Here is a 16,110-nt window from a genome sequence, read left to right on the forward strand (position 1 = left end):
GAGCAAGCCCGACCTGCTGGGCCCGCCGACGGTGCCTCCGCACATGGAATTCCTGGTGGACCGCTTCGGCTATCTGCGCGCACGCTGGATTCCCAGCGCGGACGGCCCCGGATGGTCCAGCGCCGATATGCTGATGCAGCAGGTCGCACAGCTCAATCGGGAGGGGGAAATACTCCCGCCCCCGGGGGATCATGTGCATTGAACGGGCAGGAGCGAGCAGATTATTAAACAGGCAGCAGGCAGCAGGAAGCAAGAGCAGCAAAAGCAATATGGGGTGGGATCGGATGCCCCATTACAACAGTTTGTTCAATGAGTTTTACAAGGAGAAGATAGAAATGATTAAATCGATGGCCGTGGTCTTGGTTAGTGCTACGCTGGCCGTGTCATTGTCCGCTTCAGCTCATACCGAAGAATATTTCGATTCCCATGCCGCACCACACGGCGGGCAGATGCGGATGGCTGGACCCTACCATCTCGAGCTTGTTTCAAAAGAAAAAGAAATTGTGCTCTACGTATCGGATCACGCGGATAACAACATCAGTACTGAGGGAGGCGTGGGTAAGGCAACCTTTCAGGATGGCAAGGCCAAGCCCAAAACGACGATCCAGCTGGAACCGGCAGGCGACAATATGTTTAGTGGTACCGGAGATTTCACGATCACTCCCGAAACAGTAATTGTCGTGTTCATAAAGCTACCGGAACAGGAAGCGCAATCCGTCCGTTTTGCACCACTCAAGCCCAAGGCAAAACCCGGCAAGCAGGATGGCAAAAAGCCAGCGGACGATCATAGCGGGCATCATATGCATCAGGATGACAAAAAACCGGCAGCGGATGAGGCCGGGCATAACCATCACATGCATCATTAATTCCAGATCAAAAACAGCATCGAAAATAGCAAACAGCGGAGTCGCCAGGATAGGCAAGGCCAATCGAAACCTGTTTTTATAGCCTGGCTTCAGCGGCTCCGCTAATCGTCCCGCCTCGCAGCGCAGCTTCACGACCTCTGGCCACATTTATGCCCATTAATATTGCCAACCCGATAATAAAATAAATGCCCGTGATCAGCATGGCTAATCGATGATCGCCTCCCGATATCCAGCTTACCAATCCGTACGTCACCGGCCCTAATATGGATGACAGATTAACTGCCAGTCCCCATAATCCAAAAAACTCAGCGCGTCTGGTGTCCGGGCTGAAATAGCCGATCAGCGCACGCCCTGCCGATTGAGAAGCCCCCAGGCACAGGCCGGCCAAGTTGGCGGCAAGCCAGAACAAGGGCCTGTCTTCAGCCATCCAGGCCAGCAACACCATAACAATCCAACCGCCAAGAGTCAGTGCTATCGTCGGGATATGGCCAATTCGGTCCTGTATGCTGCCGAACGCAAAGGCTCCCGCCGACGCAGTGACATTAACCACCAGAACCAGAAACATCGTATCCCCCGTATCGAACCCCATCGCCTGCTGCGCATATATCGCCGCTAGCGTAATGACCGTTTGAATGCCTGCCTGATAAAACACGATACAGCTGAGAAACCGCGCAAGATCGCGGTAGTCTCGAACATGAGCAATCGTTTCCCCCAGCCGCCCAAATGCCTCCCGTATTACCGTACGTCCTGAAACATGCGGCTGAGGAACTGCACGCTCCTTCAAAAAAAGAAAGGTGGGAATGCTAGATAGCGCAAACAAACTTGCGGTAATCAGCATCGTCACGGGAACGAACTGCTCGGCCGGTTTCCCTTGCCCCTGTGCCCACGTCACATACGCGAGTGATAAGCCCAGACTTAACAACCCGCCAATGTATCCGAAGCTCCAGCCCCAACCCGATACTTTTCCAAGTGCCCTGCCCCGCGCCAATTCCGGTAAAAAGGCGGAAATAAGATTTCCACCGCAAGTAAAGAAGAAATTGGAGAGCACTATTAGCACAACCGCCAGCCATAGATCACCCGGGCCTACAAAGTAAAGCAGGGCGGTAAACAATACACAGCCTATTGTGCTCAGAAGCAGCAAGCGCTTTTTAACCGCGTATGCATCGGCATAAGCTCCGAGTACAGGTGCTGTAAGAATTATGAGCGCATAGGAAACAGCAAGCGATGCTGTCCAGGCGAACGTTCCCCACTCCTCATTTCTCGCTACCACCGCGACGAAATACGCATTAAAAATAGCCGTGACTACAACGGTGGTATAGCCTGAATTGGCAAAATCGAACATCGCCCAAGACCAGACTTCCCGCCGGCTCACGCCGGGGGCGAGGTACTGAGGCTGGTCTTCTATGGGCATGAGGACATGAATGAATCCAGGCAATCAGCTATCACATCTTTGCTACCCAATCTGATCCTACGCCACATAAACCAGTCCCAAATTGTCCATCCTGCCTGTAGCAGTAAGCGTTCACTTTTGAAGTCCGACGGTACCGGGGCTATATCAGCTCAAGCAAAGCAGCGATTGCAGAACGGCAATTATGCTCAATGTTTTGTCTGGATCACACCGCCGCTAACATTCACGAGGACACCTATCAGATTAAGCATGCCTTCCATCAACAAGTTGAAATGTTCCTCGCTCCGCTCGAATGAACGCAGTAAAGCCAAGGTCTGGTCCACCGGTATTTCCCCCTGTTTAATCTGATGATGCGCAAGATTCAAGGCCAGCAATCGCGCGCACTCCGCGAGTTGAGCCTTCGTAGCTTTATTAATCAGCATATCCGTCAGTTCATACGCCTGATCGAACGTTAACCGATCCACCATGATAACTACCTATTATGAAGTATTTTATTATTAATCTTACGCCCTCGGATAATCCCCCCGTGAAAGTCGTATTCCATATTCAGTTAGCGAACATCCAGCAGGACGGTGGTTAGCCTCTCGCATGTTAACCGTGTTGCCTACGTTTATACCATTGGACTTAAGTACCAATTCGCAGCAAAAGCCCTAAGCTCAATCAGTCGGCTCAAGAATGATTTGACAGGAGACGGGGCAAGAAAGCGAAGGACAGCAATGCTTCAGAGCAACTTCAGAAGGAAAACGAACGTCTAAAGAACCAAGACCCTCGCGAAACCGAGCCGGGACAAGGTGATAATCTCTGAAAACGCCATAAAAAACATAAAATACCGCGCCCAAGCACCGTTGCGGGCAACATCAAAACCCACGCGACGTCCGAGGGCAAGGGTGCCGTTCAACCGGTTTTTGCCCTGATCTCTACGGCTTAAGAGTTGCAGGAACCGGCAAGCGTCCGGGAGCTGGGCGTGAAGGAGCTGCCCCGGCGCGAATGCTACCCGGTTCAGCTACGCTGAGATGTAGCTACCTAATAGTAAACTGGTGATTATGGTGCTGTTGAGAGGAGTCGAACCTCCGACCTACTGATTACGAATCAGTTGCTCTACCAACTGAGCTACAACAGCCCGAGGGGAATTGAACACCAGAATTATAGAGGTTTGGGATACATCGGGCAAATTCCGAAGTGAAGTAAATATGCTTCAGTCCCGCCTATCCGTTAAGGCCACGTGCTTCGAAAAATATGAGACGTGGAGGGAGTAAAGGTTAGCGCTCCAGATTCGTCTAATTCTATATTGCCAAAGCTCATTTTTTCCTGCCGAAGTGCCGATGGATGACCACTTGGTATCGACTCTATCGCCAAACTCTTAATTCCACGCAATGTTCCTTATTTTCGCCGATAACCATCAATAACTGGACTTTTGGCCTGGATTCAGTCAAACTCGCGCCGATGAAAATTGATGTAACTCATACCGGAAAAATTCTAGTCCTGCATGGTCCCAACCTGAATTTGCTGGGAACCAGAGAACCAGAAACTTATGGAAGGACGACGTTAGCCGAAATTAACGACAATTTGACCGACTTGGCGCATAATGATGGGATAAAGCTAACTCACTTTCAAAGCAATGGGGAATCGGAGCTGATAGAGCGCATTCAACGGGCAATTGGCGAAAATGTTCAATTTATTATCATTAATCCCGCTGCCTACACTCATACCAGTATTGCCTTACGTGATGCCCTCGCCGCAACAGGAATTCCCTTTATTGAGGTTCACCTTTCAAATATTTTCGCTCGCGAATCTTTTCGGCAAAAGTCCTATTTTTCCGATCTGGCGCGAGGCGTCATTTGTGGGTTAGGTGCAAAAGGATATGAACTGGCGTTGGAATATGCGCTGGCAGCCCTATCAGGCGGGAGTTCTCAGAATTCGGAAAATACGGGCGTTACCGCTAAATGACGATATTTGAAAGATGGAGTTAACTTTGCCAACCAACGTCAACGGCAACAGGATAATTCGAGGATACTATGGCTGAGAAGCGTCAGTCGGCTGAACGAAGGCCGCGCCGTAATAATGGCAACGTCGGTAAAAACACCAAAAGGGGAGCCGCCCCGGGAGACCTAATATGGATCTGAGAAAGCTGAAGAAATTGATCGATCTGGTCGAGGAATCTGGCATTGCTGAACTGGAAATTACCGAAGGTGAGGAGAAGGTGCGTATCAGTCGATCCACATCTTCAATGCAGAGCCCGGTAACGCTAGCACCGCCCTCGCAACAACTCGTGCAACCCGCCGTTTCCCAATCCTCGGTCCCTGGGCCCGCAGCCGCCGCGGCGGCTGAGGTGCTGCCGGAAGGCCATGTTGTGAAATCGCCCATGGTGGGCACATTTTACCGTAGCTCCACGCCCGGCTCGAACCCATTCGTCGAGGTGGGCCAGACTGTCAAGGAGGGCGAAACCCTCTGCATTGTTGAGGCAATGAAGCTGCTCAACGAAATCGAATCGGACAAAAGCGGGGTGGTAAAGGCAATTCTGGTAGAAAACGGTCAGCCGGTAGAGTACGGCGAGCCTTTATTCGTGATCGAATGATCTGCATCCAGCAAAGTTTTGCGCACACCGGCGCCTTCGCAGCGCGAAGACGCAACGGCAAATTCTCTCCCGCCTGTAAAAATAACTGGTTCCGCCAAGCATGTTTGAAAAAATTCTAATAGCCAACCGTGGGGAAATCGCTCTGCGGATACAACGCGCATGCCGTGAAATGGGTATCAAAACCGTCGCTGTGCACTCTCAGGCGGACGCAGAGGCCAAATACGTAAAACTTGCAGATGAGTCCGTCTGTATCGGGCCGGCACCATCGGCTCAAAGTTATCTTAACATCCCTGCAATCATCAGCGCTGCGGAAGTGACCGATGCGGAAGCAATACATCCCGGTTACGGGTTTCTGTCTGAAAACGCTGATTTTGCGGAGCGAGTGGAAAAAAGCGGCTTTGTCTTTATCGGTCCGCGTTCCGATACGATCCGTCTCATGGGCGACAAGGTCAGCGCGAAAAACGCCATGAAAAAGGCGGGCGTGCCCTGTGTTCCGGGATCGAATGGGAGCCTGCCGGATTCACCTGAAGAAGTCAGGGCTATTGTTCGTGCCATTGGATATCCTATTATCATCAAGGCGGCTGCAGGCGGCGGGGGCCGCGGGATGCGTGTGGTACATACCGAAGCTGCTTTGTCGAACGCGGTGATAATAACCCAGAACGAGGCTCAGGCAGCATTCGGCAACCCCACCGTTTACGCGGAAAAATACCTGGAAAACCCTCGTCATATCGAGTTCCAGGTTCTGGCAGACGAGCACCGGAATGCCATTTATCTGGGCGAACGGGATTGTTCCATGCAGCGCCGGCACCAGAAAATTATCGAGGAAGCGCCTGCTCTGGGCATCCCCCCCCGGCTGCGAGACAAAATGGGCTCCCGCTGCGCCGACGCCTGCCGCCGCATTGGCTATCGGGGGGCAGGCACGTTCGAATTCCTGTTCGAGAAAAATGAATTTTTTTTCATTGAAATGAATACACGCCTGCAAGTGGAACATCCCGTTACTGAATTAATTACCGGAATTGATCTTGTGCAAGCGCAAATTCGTATTGCCGCCGGTGAAAAGCTCGGTATTCGCCAGCGAGACATTGTAATGAGAGGGCATGCCATCGAATGCCGTATCAACGCGGAGGATCCTTATAAGCTTACGCCGTCCGCAGGCCGCATTACCCAGTACCACGCTCCGGGTGGCCCCGGCATTCGTGTCGACTCTCACATCTATCATAACTATATGGTGCCGCCGTATTACGATTCCATGATCGGTAAAGTTATTGCTTATGGCGATAACCGCGACCAGGCAATTGCCAGGATGCGAATCGCGCTGTCCGAAATGGTGATTGAAGGCATCAAGACCAACACGCCGCTACATCTTGATCTGTTGTCCGACGCCGCTTTTTTGAATGGGGGCACCAGTATCCATTACCTGGAGCAAAAGCTGGCCAATTATCATAAATGAGTGCAAGGCATGCCATAAAAGGAAATTAATACACCAATTGTGGAGAGGCCATCGGATCGAAGTCCAGCCACTCCCCGTTACCCCACTTGCCTTTTGCGATTTCGATGTCTGCAGCTCCGTGTCGCCTTAAGCGATCGATTATCTCTTGCTTGTTATCAGCATTCGCGACGCGTATCGCAAGCATCATCCCGGCCAGCCGCGAACGCGGAGCTTTCTTGGCCTCACCTTCGGTTAAACCGCCTGCAGTCCCCGCGAGTGAACCGGTATATCCACCAACAGCAGCCGCGACTGCACCGGCAGCAGGTCCTCCAGCCACCGTGCCGGCGGCGCCGGCGGCAATCGCTCCAGAAGCCGCGCCTGTTGCAGCCCCTTTTGCGCCGCTTTCCGCAGCACGTTCGTCGCCGGGGCTCCTGTCGGAATCATGGGCGCCGGGCTGATTGTTAAAAAAGATGAACATATCGCTCTCGCTTACTAAATCAGTAAGCGATGCCGCCGCTGATCGGGCTTCATCGTCCGTTTCAAATCGTCCTGCGATAATATCTTCCATGCTTTCCCCTCGGAATAATGAATAGTCATTTCATCATCATTCGTCAAGCACTTCTGTACGGTACCTTACATCAAGCGCGAATCGTTCGGCCACCGGTCCAACTTTCTTGAAAGGGTTTCTTGAGAGAGAGAAATACTTGATCGTGTATTTTCTGCTTCAGTGAGAGGATTATCACTTTCGCGATAACGTTTTATCAATGGCGTGTGATAGCCTGTCCATGCGCTGAAGCCGTTTTATAGTTCACGGGTCTTGATAATGTCCTGGATTTCGCTCACCATAAAAACCGATAACGTGCGCGCCGAAATTTTGAGCGACGCGATGCTCGAATTGGGCGCGTTGTCAACGGATATACATGATGCCGGCACGGGAACCGAACAGGAGCAGGCCTTGTTTGACGAGCCCGGGGAACCCTCGGGCGGACTCTGGTTCGCATCGGAACTCACGGCCCTATTCCCTCCGAACGTTGACATTCCTTCTATTGTAGAGGCTGCGGCGCAAGCGGCCCAGCTTCCCACCCTGCCGGGCTACACCATCACCTACGTGGAAGAGCAGGATTGGGTGCGATTGACTCAATCTCAATTCAATCCGATCCAGATATCGCACCGGTTGTGGATTGTACCCAGCTGGCATCAAATACCCGATCCCGCCGGCGTCAACCTGATACTCGACCCCGGACTGGCTTTCGGTACAGGTAGCCATCCTTCTACCCAATTGTGCCTGGCCTGGCTTGACGAAAACCTCGTGGGCGGCGAAGATGTTCTGGATTATGGTTGCGGTTCAGGCATACTTGCCATAGCCGCCTTGAAGCTGGGCGCACGCCATGTGGTCGGTATTGACATAGATCCCCAGGCGGTTGCGGCAAGCCGGCAAAATGCGGTGCTTAATCGATGCAATGAAACGGAACTGGAGTTCTTTACGATTCCTGACGCGGCTCAGCCTGATGCGGAAAAAGGTGCGGTGGACCTCGTTGTAGCCAATATTCTCGCCAATCCTTTGATCATGCTGGCGCCTATATTATCGAACGCAACCCGCCGGGGCGGGCATATTGTGCTTTCCGGCATACTCGCCGAACAGGCGGAAGATGTGATAAAAATCTATCGGCAATGGTTCGATATGCGTATCGCACAAGAGGAAGGAGGTTGGACTTTGCTCACCGGAAGGAGGCACTGACTTGGACATATTTCAAAAACCACAACCATGGCGCTTGTAACCCGCTGTCCTGATTGCGCGACCGCCTTCCGCATCACGCCTTTGCATCTGCAGGCGCACGGTGGGAATGTGCGCTGCGGAAATTGCGCACGAGTATTTAACGGCTTTACCGCCCTGGCAACGATGCAGGAGCCAGAAGCCGGAAATTTGGCAGAAACAAAAGCTGAGGAAACGCAGAGCGAGCCTGAAATTCCGCATGGCGATGATTCCGCCGGCCCGAACGCATCAGCTCTACCCGATCAGCAAGGTTCACCTTCTGCTCCCGGCAGTAAAGTTACCCAGGATGAGACCGTTCCAGGCAGCATAATCCAGGACGAGGCAATTCAGGACGAGGCAATTCAGGACGACGTAAGCCGGGAGGGGGCGGCGCAGGAAGAAACAACCTGGGAGACGTCGGCGTCCGCCTCCCTGATTGTAGAAGAACCCCTTCCTGAAACTGCAACTGACACCAGCAACAATTCCACTACTGCGAACCTGGACAGGAAAAAATCTCCTTCGAAATTTTCCGACACACTCCCCCCGGGGTCTGAAAACCATGCCTTCGAAAATTATCCGCCGGAGAATTACGCATTCGACGAGGCGCAACCGCCCGCAATGTCCCTTGCCGCATCGTTCGCCTGGGGTTTCGCCAATCTGCTTTTGCTTGTCTTGCTGGCAGCGCAGGTTGTTTATGCCCTTCGCAGCGAGATTTCCGTTATGATGCCAGACGCCAAGCCCTACCTCGAGCGATATTGTGAATTACTGCAGTGTTCTCTTCCCGCGCCTCAGTACGCGAAATTGCTGAATATCGAATCATCCGAAATGCAAGCGGATGCGCAGCGACCCGGCGTCATTACGCTTAATGCCACTGTACGTAATTATGCTTCGTACTCCCAGGCGCTGCCGTCATTCCAGCTTACGCTCATCGATACGAAGAACCAGCCTCTTGCCAGCCGTACCTTTCCTCCCGATGCATACCTTGAAGAAAATTCAAACCTCGAAAGGGTGGTTGCGCCCGAGGCGGAATTCAACGTGAAACTCCACCTCGATAGCGGCGACCTGAACGCGGCCGGATATCGGCTGCTGCTACTTTATCCCAGCTCCTAGTTTCTTGCAGCCTGTGTATTAAGCCTTCTGCGCACAGCAGTTGGGGACCCGTTATGCCGCGAATTCATGGGAGAAGTTCATTAGACAGATACCTGCGGAATAAGGACATTGTCCCCAGCTCACGGTACAATTATGGTCTTTGCTGAAAGTGCATTTGGATTCAACCTAGATCCGGCAGTTGACCGCTTATTTTTCAGTTTAGCGTAATGATGCAGGAAGATTCTTTGCATCACATGGCTTTCATCTTTCTGGTGAGTTCCCTACAGATTGGATTGAACAGTTTTTGTGGCACATGGCTGCGTTGCAACTCCTTGGAATGAGGCGCCTCGAAGCGTTGCACGAGGCGCCCTGCGAAGCAAGGATCGGGCAGCGTAGGGGATGCGGCGACTGCGTTTTGGGCGCCCGCATTCCGCTACAGGGTCGCACTTTCCTTCGGAAGGCACTGCTCCACCCTGCGCGATCGCGCCATTCCGCGTCGTTGCGCCTTGCCCTGCAGCCCCCAAACCGCTCACTCCACTCCGTCCAACTACCGGATTTAGGTTAAAATCGACATCCCAGTCAAATCACGCTTTGACCCAGCAGAATGGCGCATGAATTAATAGAAATCAAGGACTTGCATTTTTCCTACGGGGACCGTGCAATTCTGAAGGGAATCAACATGACCATGTCTCGCGGCAAAGTCATCGCCATCATGGGTGGCAGTGGCAGCGGCAAGACCACGCTGTTGCGCCTCATCGGCGGAGCGGTGCGGCCATCCTCGGGTTATGTCAAAGTGGCTGGCAAGGTAGTGCATGACCTGAAAAGGGACGAACTGTTCCAGATGCGCCGGAAAATGAGCATGTTATTCCAGTTTGGCGCGCTCTTTACTGATCTGTCGGTATTCGATAACGTAGCCTTCCAAATGCGCGAGCATACCGATTTGCCCGAATCCATGATTCGCGACCTTGTATTGATGAAGCTGGAAGCTGTCGGCCTGCGCGGCGCCCAGGACCTGATGCCGGCGGCACTTTCCGGAGGCATGGCGCGTCGCGTCGCCTTGGCGCGTTCCATCGCGCTTGATCCGCTACTCATCATGTATGACGAGCCCTTTACCGGCCTTGATCCCATTTCACTCACCGTAATCGGAAATCTGATACGCCGGCTTACCGATGCGTTAGGCATGACCTCCATTGTCGTCACGCACGATGTGCAGGAATCCCTTAAGATTGTTGACCATGTATATTTCGTTGCCGATGGCGTGATTGCAGCATACGGCACGCCTGACGAAGTGCGTGGATCAGTCGCGCCTTTCGTCCATCAGTTCGTGCATGGCGAAGAAGACGGACCGGTTTCCTTCCATTATCCGGCGAATGCCTATGCAAATGACCTGAAACTGGAGGGCCGTTTTGCCTAGGCGTATCGTTAGCGGGATTCAGGGCGTCGGTCATCGGGTGATAGACAGTATTTGGCGGCTGGGCTATGCAAGTCGCTTTTTTCTGTTGACATTGCTGAAGTCCGGCACAAGCTTGCGTCGTTTCGGCCTCGTTATCCGTGAGCTTTATTTTACCGGCGTCCTGTCTCTGATTATTATCGTTGTATCGGGCTTGTTCGTCGGTATGGTGCTCGGTTTGCAAGGATACGAGACCTTGCAGCGATATGGGGCCGAATCCGCAGTCGGGACCATGGTGGCGTTATCGCTACTGCGGGAACTGGGGCCTGTGGTGGCGGCCCTGCTGTTCGCCAGCCGCGCGGGTTCGGCCATTACCGCGGAAATCGGCTTGATGAAGGCTACGGAGCAATTGGCGGCGATGGAAATGATGGCGGTGGATCCCATTGCACGTGTGGTAGCTCCACGATTCTGGGCGGGCGTGATTTCAATGCCCCTGCTGGCCGCTCTATTCTCCGCCGTCGGCATTTTTGGCGGCTACCTGGTAGCGGTGGTACTTATCGGTGTAGACGAGGGCTCTTTCTGGTCCCAAATGCAGGGTGCGGTGGATTTCCATTACGACATTGTCAACGGCGTCATAAAAACCTTTGTTTTTGGCATAGCGGTAACGGCCATAGCGGTGTTCGAAGGTTATGACGCCTCCCCCACTGCCGAGGGCGTGTCCGGCGCCACTACCCGTACCGTCGTAACCTCGGCGTTGGCGATTTTGGGCCTCGATTTTGTTTTGACCTCGTTCATGTTCAGGGGAATGGGCTGATGCAGCGAACAACAATGGATTTGTGGGTAGGACTGTTCATCATGGCGGGAATCGGCGCTTTGCTTGTTCTGGCACTGAAAGTCGGAAATCTTGGCACCTACAGTGCGGGTGACAGCTATACGCTGGTAGGAAATTTCGAAAACATCGGTGGTTTGAAGGTCAGAGCGCCAGTAAAAAGCGCGGGCGTGGTAGTGGGGCGGGTGACAGATATCCAATTGAGCACCGAGACATTCGACGCACTGGTGATCATGAGCATAGACAGCCGTTACAAATTTCCCAAGGATACTTTTGCCAGCATTCTTACATCGGGCCTTATCGGAGAGCAGTATATCGGTCTTGCGGCTGGCGGTGACGAGGCCGTGCTGAAGAGTGGCGACAAAATCATGAAAACCAATTCAGCGCTCGTTCTGGAAGAGATGATCGGGCGATTCCTGTTCGACAAGGCGTCCGAGAGAAAAGAGGATGGAAATGCGGACAGCGACTGAGCAATTCCCGAACCTGTCCCGTGGGCATGGCAGCATCCCTTGCACCACGCATGCGGGGCATTGAAAGGCGAGGACGTGGATAGCCGTATTTCGAGGCACGGCGAGCGTCCGGTTTGTCAAGCAGCAGTTTAAATAATTTTTAGCGAGGAAATCATGAAGAAATATCTAGGTATCACAGTATTGCTGGCGGCGTGGGGACTTGTACTTCCCGCATGGGCAGTGGCTAGCAGTCCCGATACTCTGGTGGACAATACCGCGCAGGAGGTGCTGACCATCGTCCGGCAGGATAAAGACCTGCAGTCGGGCAATACCGCGAAGATTCTCGCTCTGGTTGAAGCCAAGATACTGCCGCATTTCAATTTTACCCGGATGACCCGGTTGGCAATGGGCAAGAACTGGGGCAAGGCGACGCCTGAGCAACAGCAGGAATTGGTGAACGAGTTCCGCACTTTGCTGGTCCGTACTTACTCCAATGCGCTGACCACCTATAAGGACCATACGATCAAGGTAGAACCGTTGAAAAATAACGCGACCGATACTGATACCACAGTCAGGACAAAGGTAATAGATGGCGGTCAACAGCCCGTACCCATCGATTACAGCATGGAAAAAACCAGTGACGGCTGGAAAGTCTACGATGTGACCGTGGCCGGGGTAAGTCTGGTAACCAATTACCGCAGCACTTTCAATAGCCAGGTGCGTGACGGTGGCGTGGATAAGTTGATTAAAACCCTGGTAGAGAAAAATCGCTCCCTGGTCGCCGCCGATAAAAAAGCATCAACCAATTGATGATTGCCGGAAGCGTCCAGCGTGGCTGAGGTAGTGCGGAATGAGGACGGACAACTGGGCGTCGAGGGATCAATAACCATCGATAAAGTTGTCACCGTGGCTGCGCAGGGCGTTGCGTTGTTCAATAGCGGTGATCTGGTAATCGATCTGGCGTGTGTCGCTGAAGTGGATTCTACGGCTGTCAGCATGTTGCTTGAGTGGAGACGCGAGGCTAACCGCCGCAACTGCCAGTTGTCTTTTATCAACATACCGCAAAAGCTGCAAAGCCTCGCCCAGCTTTATGGTGTCTCAGATTTGATGCGTTTCGCATAACTCGAACCGGTAGGCATCATCCCGGCCATACTGCTTAATTCGATCGGCTTTTTCCCATTACCCGCGGCGGCCACTTCAACATCAAGACCGATGTACCGCGTAGTGGATCAGGAGCATCTTATCTTATTTTCTCCATGACCCCGGCAATCGAAGTCAAACAGGTGTACAAGTGCTTCGGTAGGCTGCAAGCCCTGGGCGGCGTCGATCTTGAAATACGGGTTGGCGAATTTTTTGCCTTGCTCGGCCCAAACGGGGCGGGAAAAACTACCCTTATCAACATAATTGCCGGGCTGACTCGTGCCAGTCGTGGCAGTGTCAGGGTAATGGGGCACGATGTCGTCATGGACTACCGCGACGCCCGGCGGGTCCTGGGTGTGGTACCGCAAGAGCTTGTGTACGATCCATTCTTTACTGTTCGTGAAACGCTTGAAATTCAGTCGGGATATTACGGCCTGAAGAATAACGGGGCCTGGATAGACGAGATAATTCACCACCTCGATCTTGCGGACAAGGCTCACGTCAATATGCGCGCGCTATCCGGTGGCATGAAGCGGCGCGTGCTTGTGGCTCAGGCACTGGTGCATAAGCCCCCGGTGATCGTGCTTGACGAACCCACTGCGGGCGTTGACGTGGAGTTGCGCCAGGGGCTATGGCGTTTCGTCAAGCAATTGAATCGAGAGGGCCACACCATTGTGCTTACGACTCATTATCTTGAGGAAGCAGAAGCCTTGTGCAGTCGTGTGGCAATGCTGAAGAAGGGTAATATCGTCGCGCTCGACAGCATCAGAAACCTCGTTAACAGCGTTACGGGATGCAGGGTGCGGCTGCGCCTGTCGCCAGACGTGCTACCTTCGACGTTACAGCCACTGTTGAGCAGTGCCGAGGAGGGATACTATATTCTGGCGCTCGAAGGATACTTTCTGCTTGAGCATGTGATGGAGGCATTGCGTGCTGCGGGTTCCCAAGTGCTGGAAATGCAGATATTGCAACCTGATCTGGAAGAGGTCTTTATTAAAACAATGGCCGGAACTGAAATCGCAAAATCCGCGAGGATTGCGGAAACTACCGCCCTCCCTACATGACGGGTTTTCTTACGCTACTTTACAAGGAATTGCTGCGATTCTGGAAGGTGGGATTTCAAACCGTATTTGCGCCGATGGTGTCCACCCTGCTTTATCTCATGATTTTTTCCCATGTGCTGGAAGACCATGTCGAGGCATATCCGGGGGTCGCATACACCGTTTTTCTGATTCCCGGCCTGATAATGATGGCGATGCTGCAAAACGCTTTCGCAAATTCCTCATCAAGCCTGATTCAATCGAAAATTACAGGAAACCTCGTTTTTGTCCTGTTAGCGCCGCTTTCCTACCAGGAAATATTTTTGGCCTACGTCCTGGCTTCGGTAGTACGCGGACTGGCCGTGGGGCTGGGCGTGTATTTGGTGACACTATGGTTCTTCGATGTGCCGGTGACGTCCTTTCTGTGGGTGTTCATGTTCGCCTTGATGGGTAGCGCCTTGCTTGCTGCGTTAGGTATCATCGCCGGCATCTGGGCGGAAAAATTCGATCAGCTTGCCGCATTCCAGAACTTCATCATTCTGCCGCTGACGTTTTTGTCCGGCGTATTCTATTCAATCCACTCCTTGCCACCCTTCTGGCAGGGCCTGTCTCACCTGAACCCGTTTTTCTACGTAATTGATGGTTTCCGCTACGGTTTCTTCAGCGCGTCCGATATCTCTCCCTACCTCAGCCTCGGGATTGTAGCGAGCTGCTTCTTGGCGGTATCATGGCTGACGTTGCAAATGCTGAAGATGGGTTACAAGATCCGCCATTAAGTAAGTAGCGGGTAGAATCCAGCCTTTGGCAAAGATTATTCATAAAAGGACGGGAAGTATGGTTACAGCAGACAGCATTAAAACCCATATCGAAGCTTCCATGCCGTGCGAACTGGTGCACGTGGAAGGTGATGATGGCTACCATTTCAACGCCATCATTGTCAGCCCTGAATTCCGCGGAAAGAACATGGTGCAACAACACCAGCTGGTTTACCGCGCCCTCGGCGACAGGATGAAGCAGGAGATTCATGCTTTATCCATGAAAACCCTCACACCGGAACAATGGGCGGAAAGTAACCAGAGCTAATGTGCGGCTGCAACCTGATTGAGCGGGCAAAGAAATAAGGAAGATCAGTTAATAAAACTGTCCCGGTATTCATAATACTTCGGGAGAAGTCTTCGCCGCGTTCATTCAAGCAAGGTTATGCGGGCTCCGGCGCCATGGCTGTTCGCATCTTCTGCATTGCTTTCGCTTCAATTTGCCTGATCCGCTCGGCCGAGACGCCAAGCTCGTCAGCAAGATCATGCAGCGTTGCGGAATCTTTTTCACGTAACCAGCGAGCCTCGATGATGCGGCGGCTACGGGCATCCAGGATAGATAACGCCTGTTGTAATCCTTCGCCCCGCAGGCGGCTGGTTTGTTCGGTCTCCAGCACCTGCGAAGGTTCGGAACCGTCTGTCAGATAAGCGATGGGGCTGAATGCCTCATCATCATCGTCGTCCGACAGGGGCTCGAGTGAAATGTCCCGTCCACTGAAGCGCGTTTCCATTTCCACCACTTCTTCGGCTTTAACGCCCAATTGCGTTGCTATGGCGTTCACTTCTTCCGGATTCATGGTGTCAAGCACCGGCTTCATGCTGCGCAGATTAAAGAACAGTTTACGTTGCGCCTTGGTCGTGGCAATTTTTACCAGTCGCCAATTGCGCAGTATGAATTCGTGGATTTCCGCCTTGATCCAGTGCACTGCAAACGATACCAGCCTGACGCCCCGCTCGGGATCATAACGCTTGACGGCTTTCATCAAACCGATGTTTCCCTCCTGGATAAGGTCTGCCTGGGGCAGCCCGTAGCCCTTGTAGCCGCGAGCAATGGCGACAACTACACGCAAGTGTGACAGCACCAGTTGGCGGGCGGCATCAATGTCACCTTCATTTCGGAGGGACCGCGCCAGGCGGATTTCTTCCTCCTGAGAAAGAATGCGAAAGCGATTGACCGATTGAATATAGCTTTCGATGCTACCGCTGGTTGAAGGTATCGCTAAAGCGAAATTCATGTGTCCTCCTGGATTTTCCACCAAAGTTAACCTTTTTCGATAAGAGCGTCAACAGTCCAGAAAGTTCCTGGTACCGCTGAGTAAGCCGCTGA

19 protein-coding genes and 1 tRNA gene are annotated in these 16,110 nt (G+C 52.8%); 15 read left to right on the forward strand and 5 right to left on the reverse strand.

All coding sequences use genetic code 11. The features are described 5' to 3' along the window. Both BMZ14_RS12745 and BMZ14_RS12750 read left to right on the forward strand, forming a co-directional pair. Positions 1–202 (forward strand): hypothetical protein (locus tag BMZ14_RS12745; RefSeq protein ID WP_143072002.1); only part of this gene is annotated, 202 nt, incomplete at its 5' end. A 133-nt stretch (positions 203–335) separates the two neighbouring features. Next, a complete protein-coding gene (locus BMZ14_RS12750) occupies positions 336–866 on the forward strand; it encodes a hypothetical protein (protein ID WP_074798383.1) in 531 nt (176 codons plus the stop codon). Between the two features lie 76 nt (positions 867–942). On the opposite strand, the gene BMZ14_RS12755 is transcribed toward BMZ14_RS12750, so the two are convergent. The 3 genes from BMZ14_RS12755 to BMZ14_RS12765 form a co-directional block, all read right to left on the reverse strand. Next, complete coding sequence (locus BMZ14_RS12755; RefSeq protein ID WP_083396789.1) at positions 943–2,277, reverse strand: MFS transporter; 1,335 nt, start codon at positions 2,275–2,277, stop codon at positions 943–945. Positions 2,278–2,462: 185 nt separating this feature from the next. Next, positions 2,463–2,741 carry a hypothetical protein gene (locus BMZ14_RS12760; RefSeq protein ID WP_074798224.1) on the reverse strand — a complete coding sequence of 93 codons (279 nt, stop codon included), beginning with the start codon at positions 2,739–2,741 and terminating at the stop codon, positions 2,463–2,465. Positions 2,742–3,318: 577 nt separating this feature from the next. Next, positions 3,319–3,394 (reverse strand) — tRNA-Thr (locus tag BMZ14_RS12765). Positions 3,395–3,717: 323 nt separating this feature from the next. On the opposite strand from BMZ14_RS12765, the gene aroQ reads away from it, so the two are divergent. The 3 genes from aroQ (at position 3,718) to accC (ending at position 6,299) form a co-directional block, all read left to right on the forward strand. Continuing rightward, positions 3,718–4,221, forward strand: coding sequence for a type II 3-dehydroquinate dehydratase (aroQ, locus tag BMZ14_RS12770; protein WP_074798386.1), 504 nt, complete (start codon positions 3,718–3,720; stop codon positions 4,219–4,221). Between the two features lie 166 nt (positions 4,222–4,387). Continuing rightward, positions 4,388–4,849: an acetyl-CoA carboxylase biotin carboxyl carrier protein gene (gene accB, locus BMZ14_RS12775; protein ID WP_074798226.1), complete on the forward strand. Its 462-nt coding sequence runs from the start codon at positions 4,388–4,390 to the stop codon at positions 4,847–4,849. A 100-nt stretch (positions 4,850–4,949) separates the two neighbouring features. Further along, positions 4,950–6,299 carry an acetyl-CoA carboxylase biotin carboxylase subunit gene (gene accC, locus BMZ14_RS12780; protein WP_074798227.1) on the forward strand — a complete coding sequence of 450 codons (1,350 nt, stop codon included), beginning with the start codon at positions 4,950–4,952 and terminating at the stop codon, positions 6,297–6,299. 25 nt (positions 6,300–6,324) lie between these two features. Here the strand turns inward: accC and BMZ14_RS15190 are convergent, their stop codons facing one another. Then, a complete protein-coding gene (locus BMZ14_RS15190; RefSeq protein WP_074798229.1) occupies positions 6,325–6,846 on the reverse strand; it encodes a hypothetical protein in 522 nt (173 codons plus the stop codon). A gap of 255 nt (positions 6,847–7,101) precedes the next feature. On the opposite strand from BMZ14_RS15190, the gene prmA reads away from it, so the two are divergent. From prmA to BMZ14_RS12835, 10 genes are all read left to right on the forward strand, one after another. Beyond that, complete coding sequence (gene prmA, locus BMZ14_RS12790; RefSeq protein WP_074798231.1) at positions 7,102–8,016, forward strand: 50S ribosomal protein L11 methyltransferase; 915 nt, start codon at positions 7,102–7,104, stop codon at positions 8,014–8,016. A 27-nt stretch (positions 8,017–8,043) separates the two neighbouring features. Beyond that, entirely contained in the window at positions 8,044–9,141 is a 1,098-nt protein-coding gene (locus tag BMZ14_RS15195; protein ID WP_074798232.1) for a zinc-ribbon and DUF3426 domain-containing protein, read from the forward strand. A gap of 583 nt (positions 9,142–9,724) precedes the next feature. Continuing rightward, on the forward strand, positions 9,725–10,534 hold the full coding sequence (locus BMZ14_RS12800) for an ABC transporter ATP-binding protein (RefSeq protein ID WP_074798234.1): 810 nt from the start codon (positions 9,725–9,727) through the stop codon (positions 10,532–10,534). After that, positions 10,527–11,324, forward strand: a complete 798-nt coding sequence (mlaE, locus tag BMZ14_RS12805) for a lipid asymmetry maintenance ABC transporter permease subunit MlaE (RefSeq protein WP_074798236.1) — start codon at positions 10,527–10,529, stop codon at positions 11,322–11,324. Before BMZ14_RS12800 ends, mlaE begins: the two co-directional genes overlap by 8 nt. Next, on the forward strand, positions 11,324–11,809 hold the full coding sequence (gene mlaD / locus BMZ14_RS12810) for an outer membrane lipid asymmetry maintenance protein MlaD (RefSeq protein WP_074798238.1): 486 nt from the start codon (positions 11,324–11,326) through the stop codon (positions 11,807–11,809). The genes mlaE and mlaD overlap by 1 nt, the downstream gene beginning before the upstream one ends. Positions 11,810–11,962: 153 nt before the next feature. After that, positions 11,963–12,598, forward strand: a complete 636-nt coding sequence (locus BMZ14_RS12815; protein WP_074798240.1) for an MlaC/ttg2D family ABC transporter substrate-binding protein — start codon at positions 11,963–11,965, stop codon at positions 12,596–12,598. Positions 12,599–12,619: 21 nt separating this feature from the next. Continuing rightward, complete coding sequence (locus BMZ14_RS12820; RefSeq protein WP_083396790.1) at positions 12,620–12,910, forward strand: STAS domain-containing protein; 291 nt, start codon at positions 12,620–12,622, stop codon at positions 12,908–12,910. 134 nt (positions 12,911–13,044) lie between these two features. Next, positions 13,045–13,992: an ABC transporter ATP-binding protein gene (locus BMZ14_RS12825; protein ID WP_074798242.1), complete on the forward strand. Its 948-nt coding sequence runs from the start codon at positions 13,045–13,047 to the stop codon at positions 13,990–13,992. After that, on the forward strand, positions 13,989–14,744 hold the full coding sequence (locus tag BMZ14_RS12830) for an ABC transporter permease (RefSeq protein ID WP_074798244.1): 756 nt from the start codon (positions 13,989–13,991) through the stop codon (positions 14,742–14,744). The genes BMZ14_RS12825 and BMZ14_RS12830 overlap by 4 nt, the downstream gene beginning before the upstream one ends. A gap of 58 nt (positions 14,745–14,802) precedes the next feature. Then, positions 14,803–15,051, forward strand: coding sequence for a BolA family protein (locus tag BMZ14_RS12835; protein WP_074798246.1), 249 nt, complete (start codon positions 14,803–14,805; stop codon positions 15,049–15,051). Positions 15,052–15,166: 115 nt separating this feature from the next. Here the strand turns inward: BMZ14_RS12835 and rpoH are convergent, their stop codons facing one another. Continuing rightward, a complete protein-coding gene (gene rpoH / locus BMZ14_RS12840) occupies positions 15,167–16,018 on the reverse strand; it encodes an RNA polymerase sigma factor RpoH (protein ID WP_074798248.1) in 852 nt (283 codons plus the stop codon). Positions 16,019–16,110: the final 92 nt, after the last annotated feature.

The sequence above is a fragment of the Nitrosospira briensis genome, from assembly GCF_900115125.1.
GTDB lineage: Bacteria > Pseudomonadota > Gammaproteobacteria > Burkholderiales > Nitrosomonadaceae > Nitrosospira > Nitrosospira briensis_A.

What these genes read in the sequence shown, in the direction of transcription:
- BMZ14_RS12750 (WP_074798383.1), top strand. Translation starts at nt 336, where the DNA reads ATGATTAAATCGATGGCCGTGGTCTTGGTTAGTGCTACGCTGGCCGTG.
- BMZ14_RS12755 (WP_083396789.1), bottom strand. Translation starts at nt 2,277, where the DNA reads ATGCCCATAGAAGACCAGCCTCAGTACCTCGCCCCCGGCGTGAGCCGG.
- BMZ14_RS12760 (WP_074798224.1), bottom strand. Translation starts at nt 2,741, where the DNA reads ATGGTGGATCGGTTAACGTTCGATCAGGCGTATGAACTGACGGATATG.
- aroQ (WP_074798386.1), top strand. Translation starts at nt 3,718, where the DNA reads ATGAAAATTGATGTAACTCATACCGGAAAAATTCTAGTCCTGCATGGT.
- accB (WP_074798226.1), top strand. Translation starts at nt 4,388, where the DNA reads ATGGATCTGAGAAAGCTGAAGAAATTGATCGATCTGGTCGAGGAATCT.
- accC (WP_074798227.1), top strand. Translation starts at nt 4,950, where the DNA reads ATGTTTGAAAAAATTCTAATAGCCAACCGTGGGGAAATCGCTCTGCGG.
- BMZ14_RS15190 (WP_074798229.1), bottom strand. Translation starts at nt 6,846, where the DNA reads ATGGAAGATATTATCGCAGGACGATTTGAAACGGACGATGAAGCCCGA.
- prmA (WP_074798231.1), top strand. Translation starts at nt 7,102, where the DNA reads ATGTCCTGGATTTCGCTCACCATAAAAACCGATAACGTGCGCGCCGAA.
- BMZ14_RS15195 (WP_074798232.1), top strand. Translation starts at nt 8,044, where the DNA reads ATGGCGCTTGTAACCCGCTGTCCTGATTGCGCGACCGCCTTCCGCATC.
- BMZ14_RS12800 (WP_074798234.1), top strand. Translation starts at nt 9,725, where the DNA reads ATGGCGCATGAATTAATAGAAATCAAGGACTTGCATTTTTCCTACGGG.
- mlaD (WP_074798238.1), top strand. Translation starts at nt 11,324, where the DNA reads ATGCAGCGAACAACAATGGATTTGTGGGTAGGACTGTTCATCATGGCG.
- BMZ14_RS12815 (WP_074798240.1), top strand. Translation starts at nt 11,963, where the DNA reads ATGAAGAAATATCTAGGTATCACAGTATTGCTGGCGGCGTGGGGACTT.
- BMZ14_RS12825 (WP_074798242.1), top strand. Translation starts at nt 13,045, where the DNA reads ATGACCCCGGCAATCGAAGTCAAACAGGTGTACAAGTGCTTCGGTAGG.
- BMZ14_RS12830 (WP_074798244.1), top strand. Translation starts at nt 13,989, where the DNA reads ATGACGGGTTTTCTTACGCTACTTTACAAGGAATTGCTGCGATTCTGG.
- BMZ14_RS12835 (WP_074798246.1), top strand. Translation starts at nt 14,803, where the DNA reads ATGGTTACAGCAGACAGCATTAAAACCCATATCGAAGCTTCCATGCCG.
- rpoH (WP_074798248.1), bottom strand. Translation starts at nt 16,018, where the DNA reads ATGAATTTCGCTTTAGCGATACCTTCAACCAGCGGTAGCATCGAAAGC.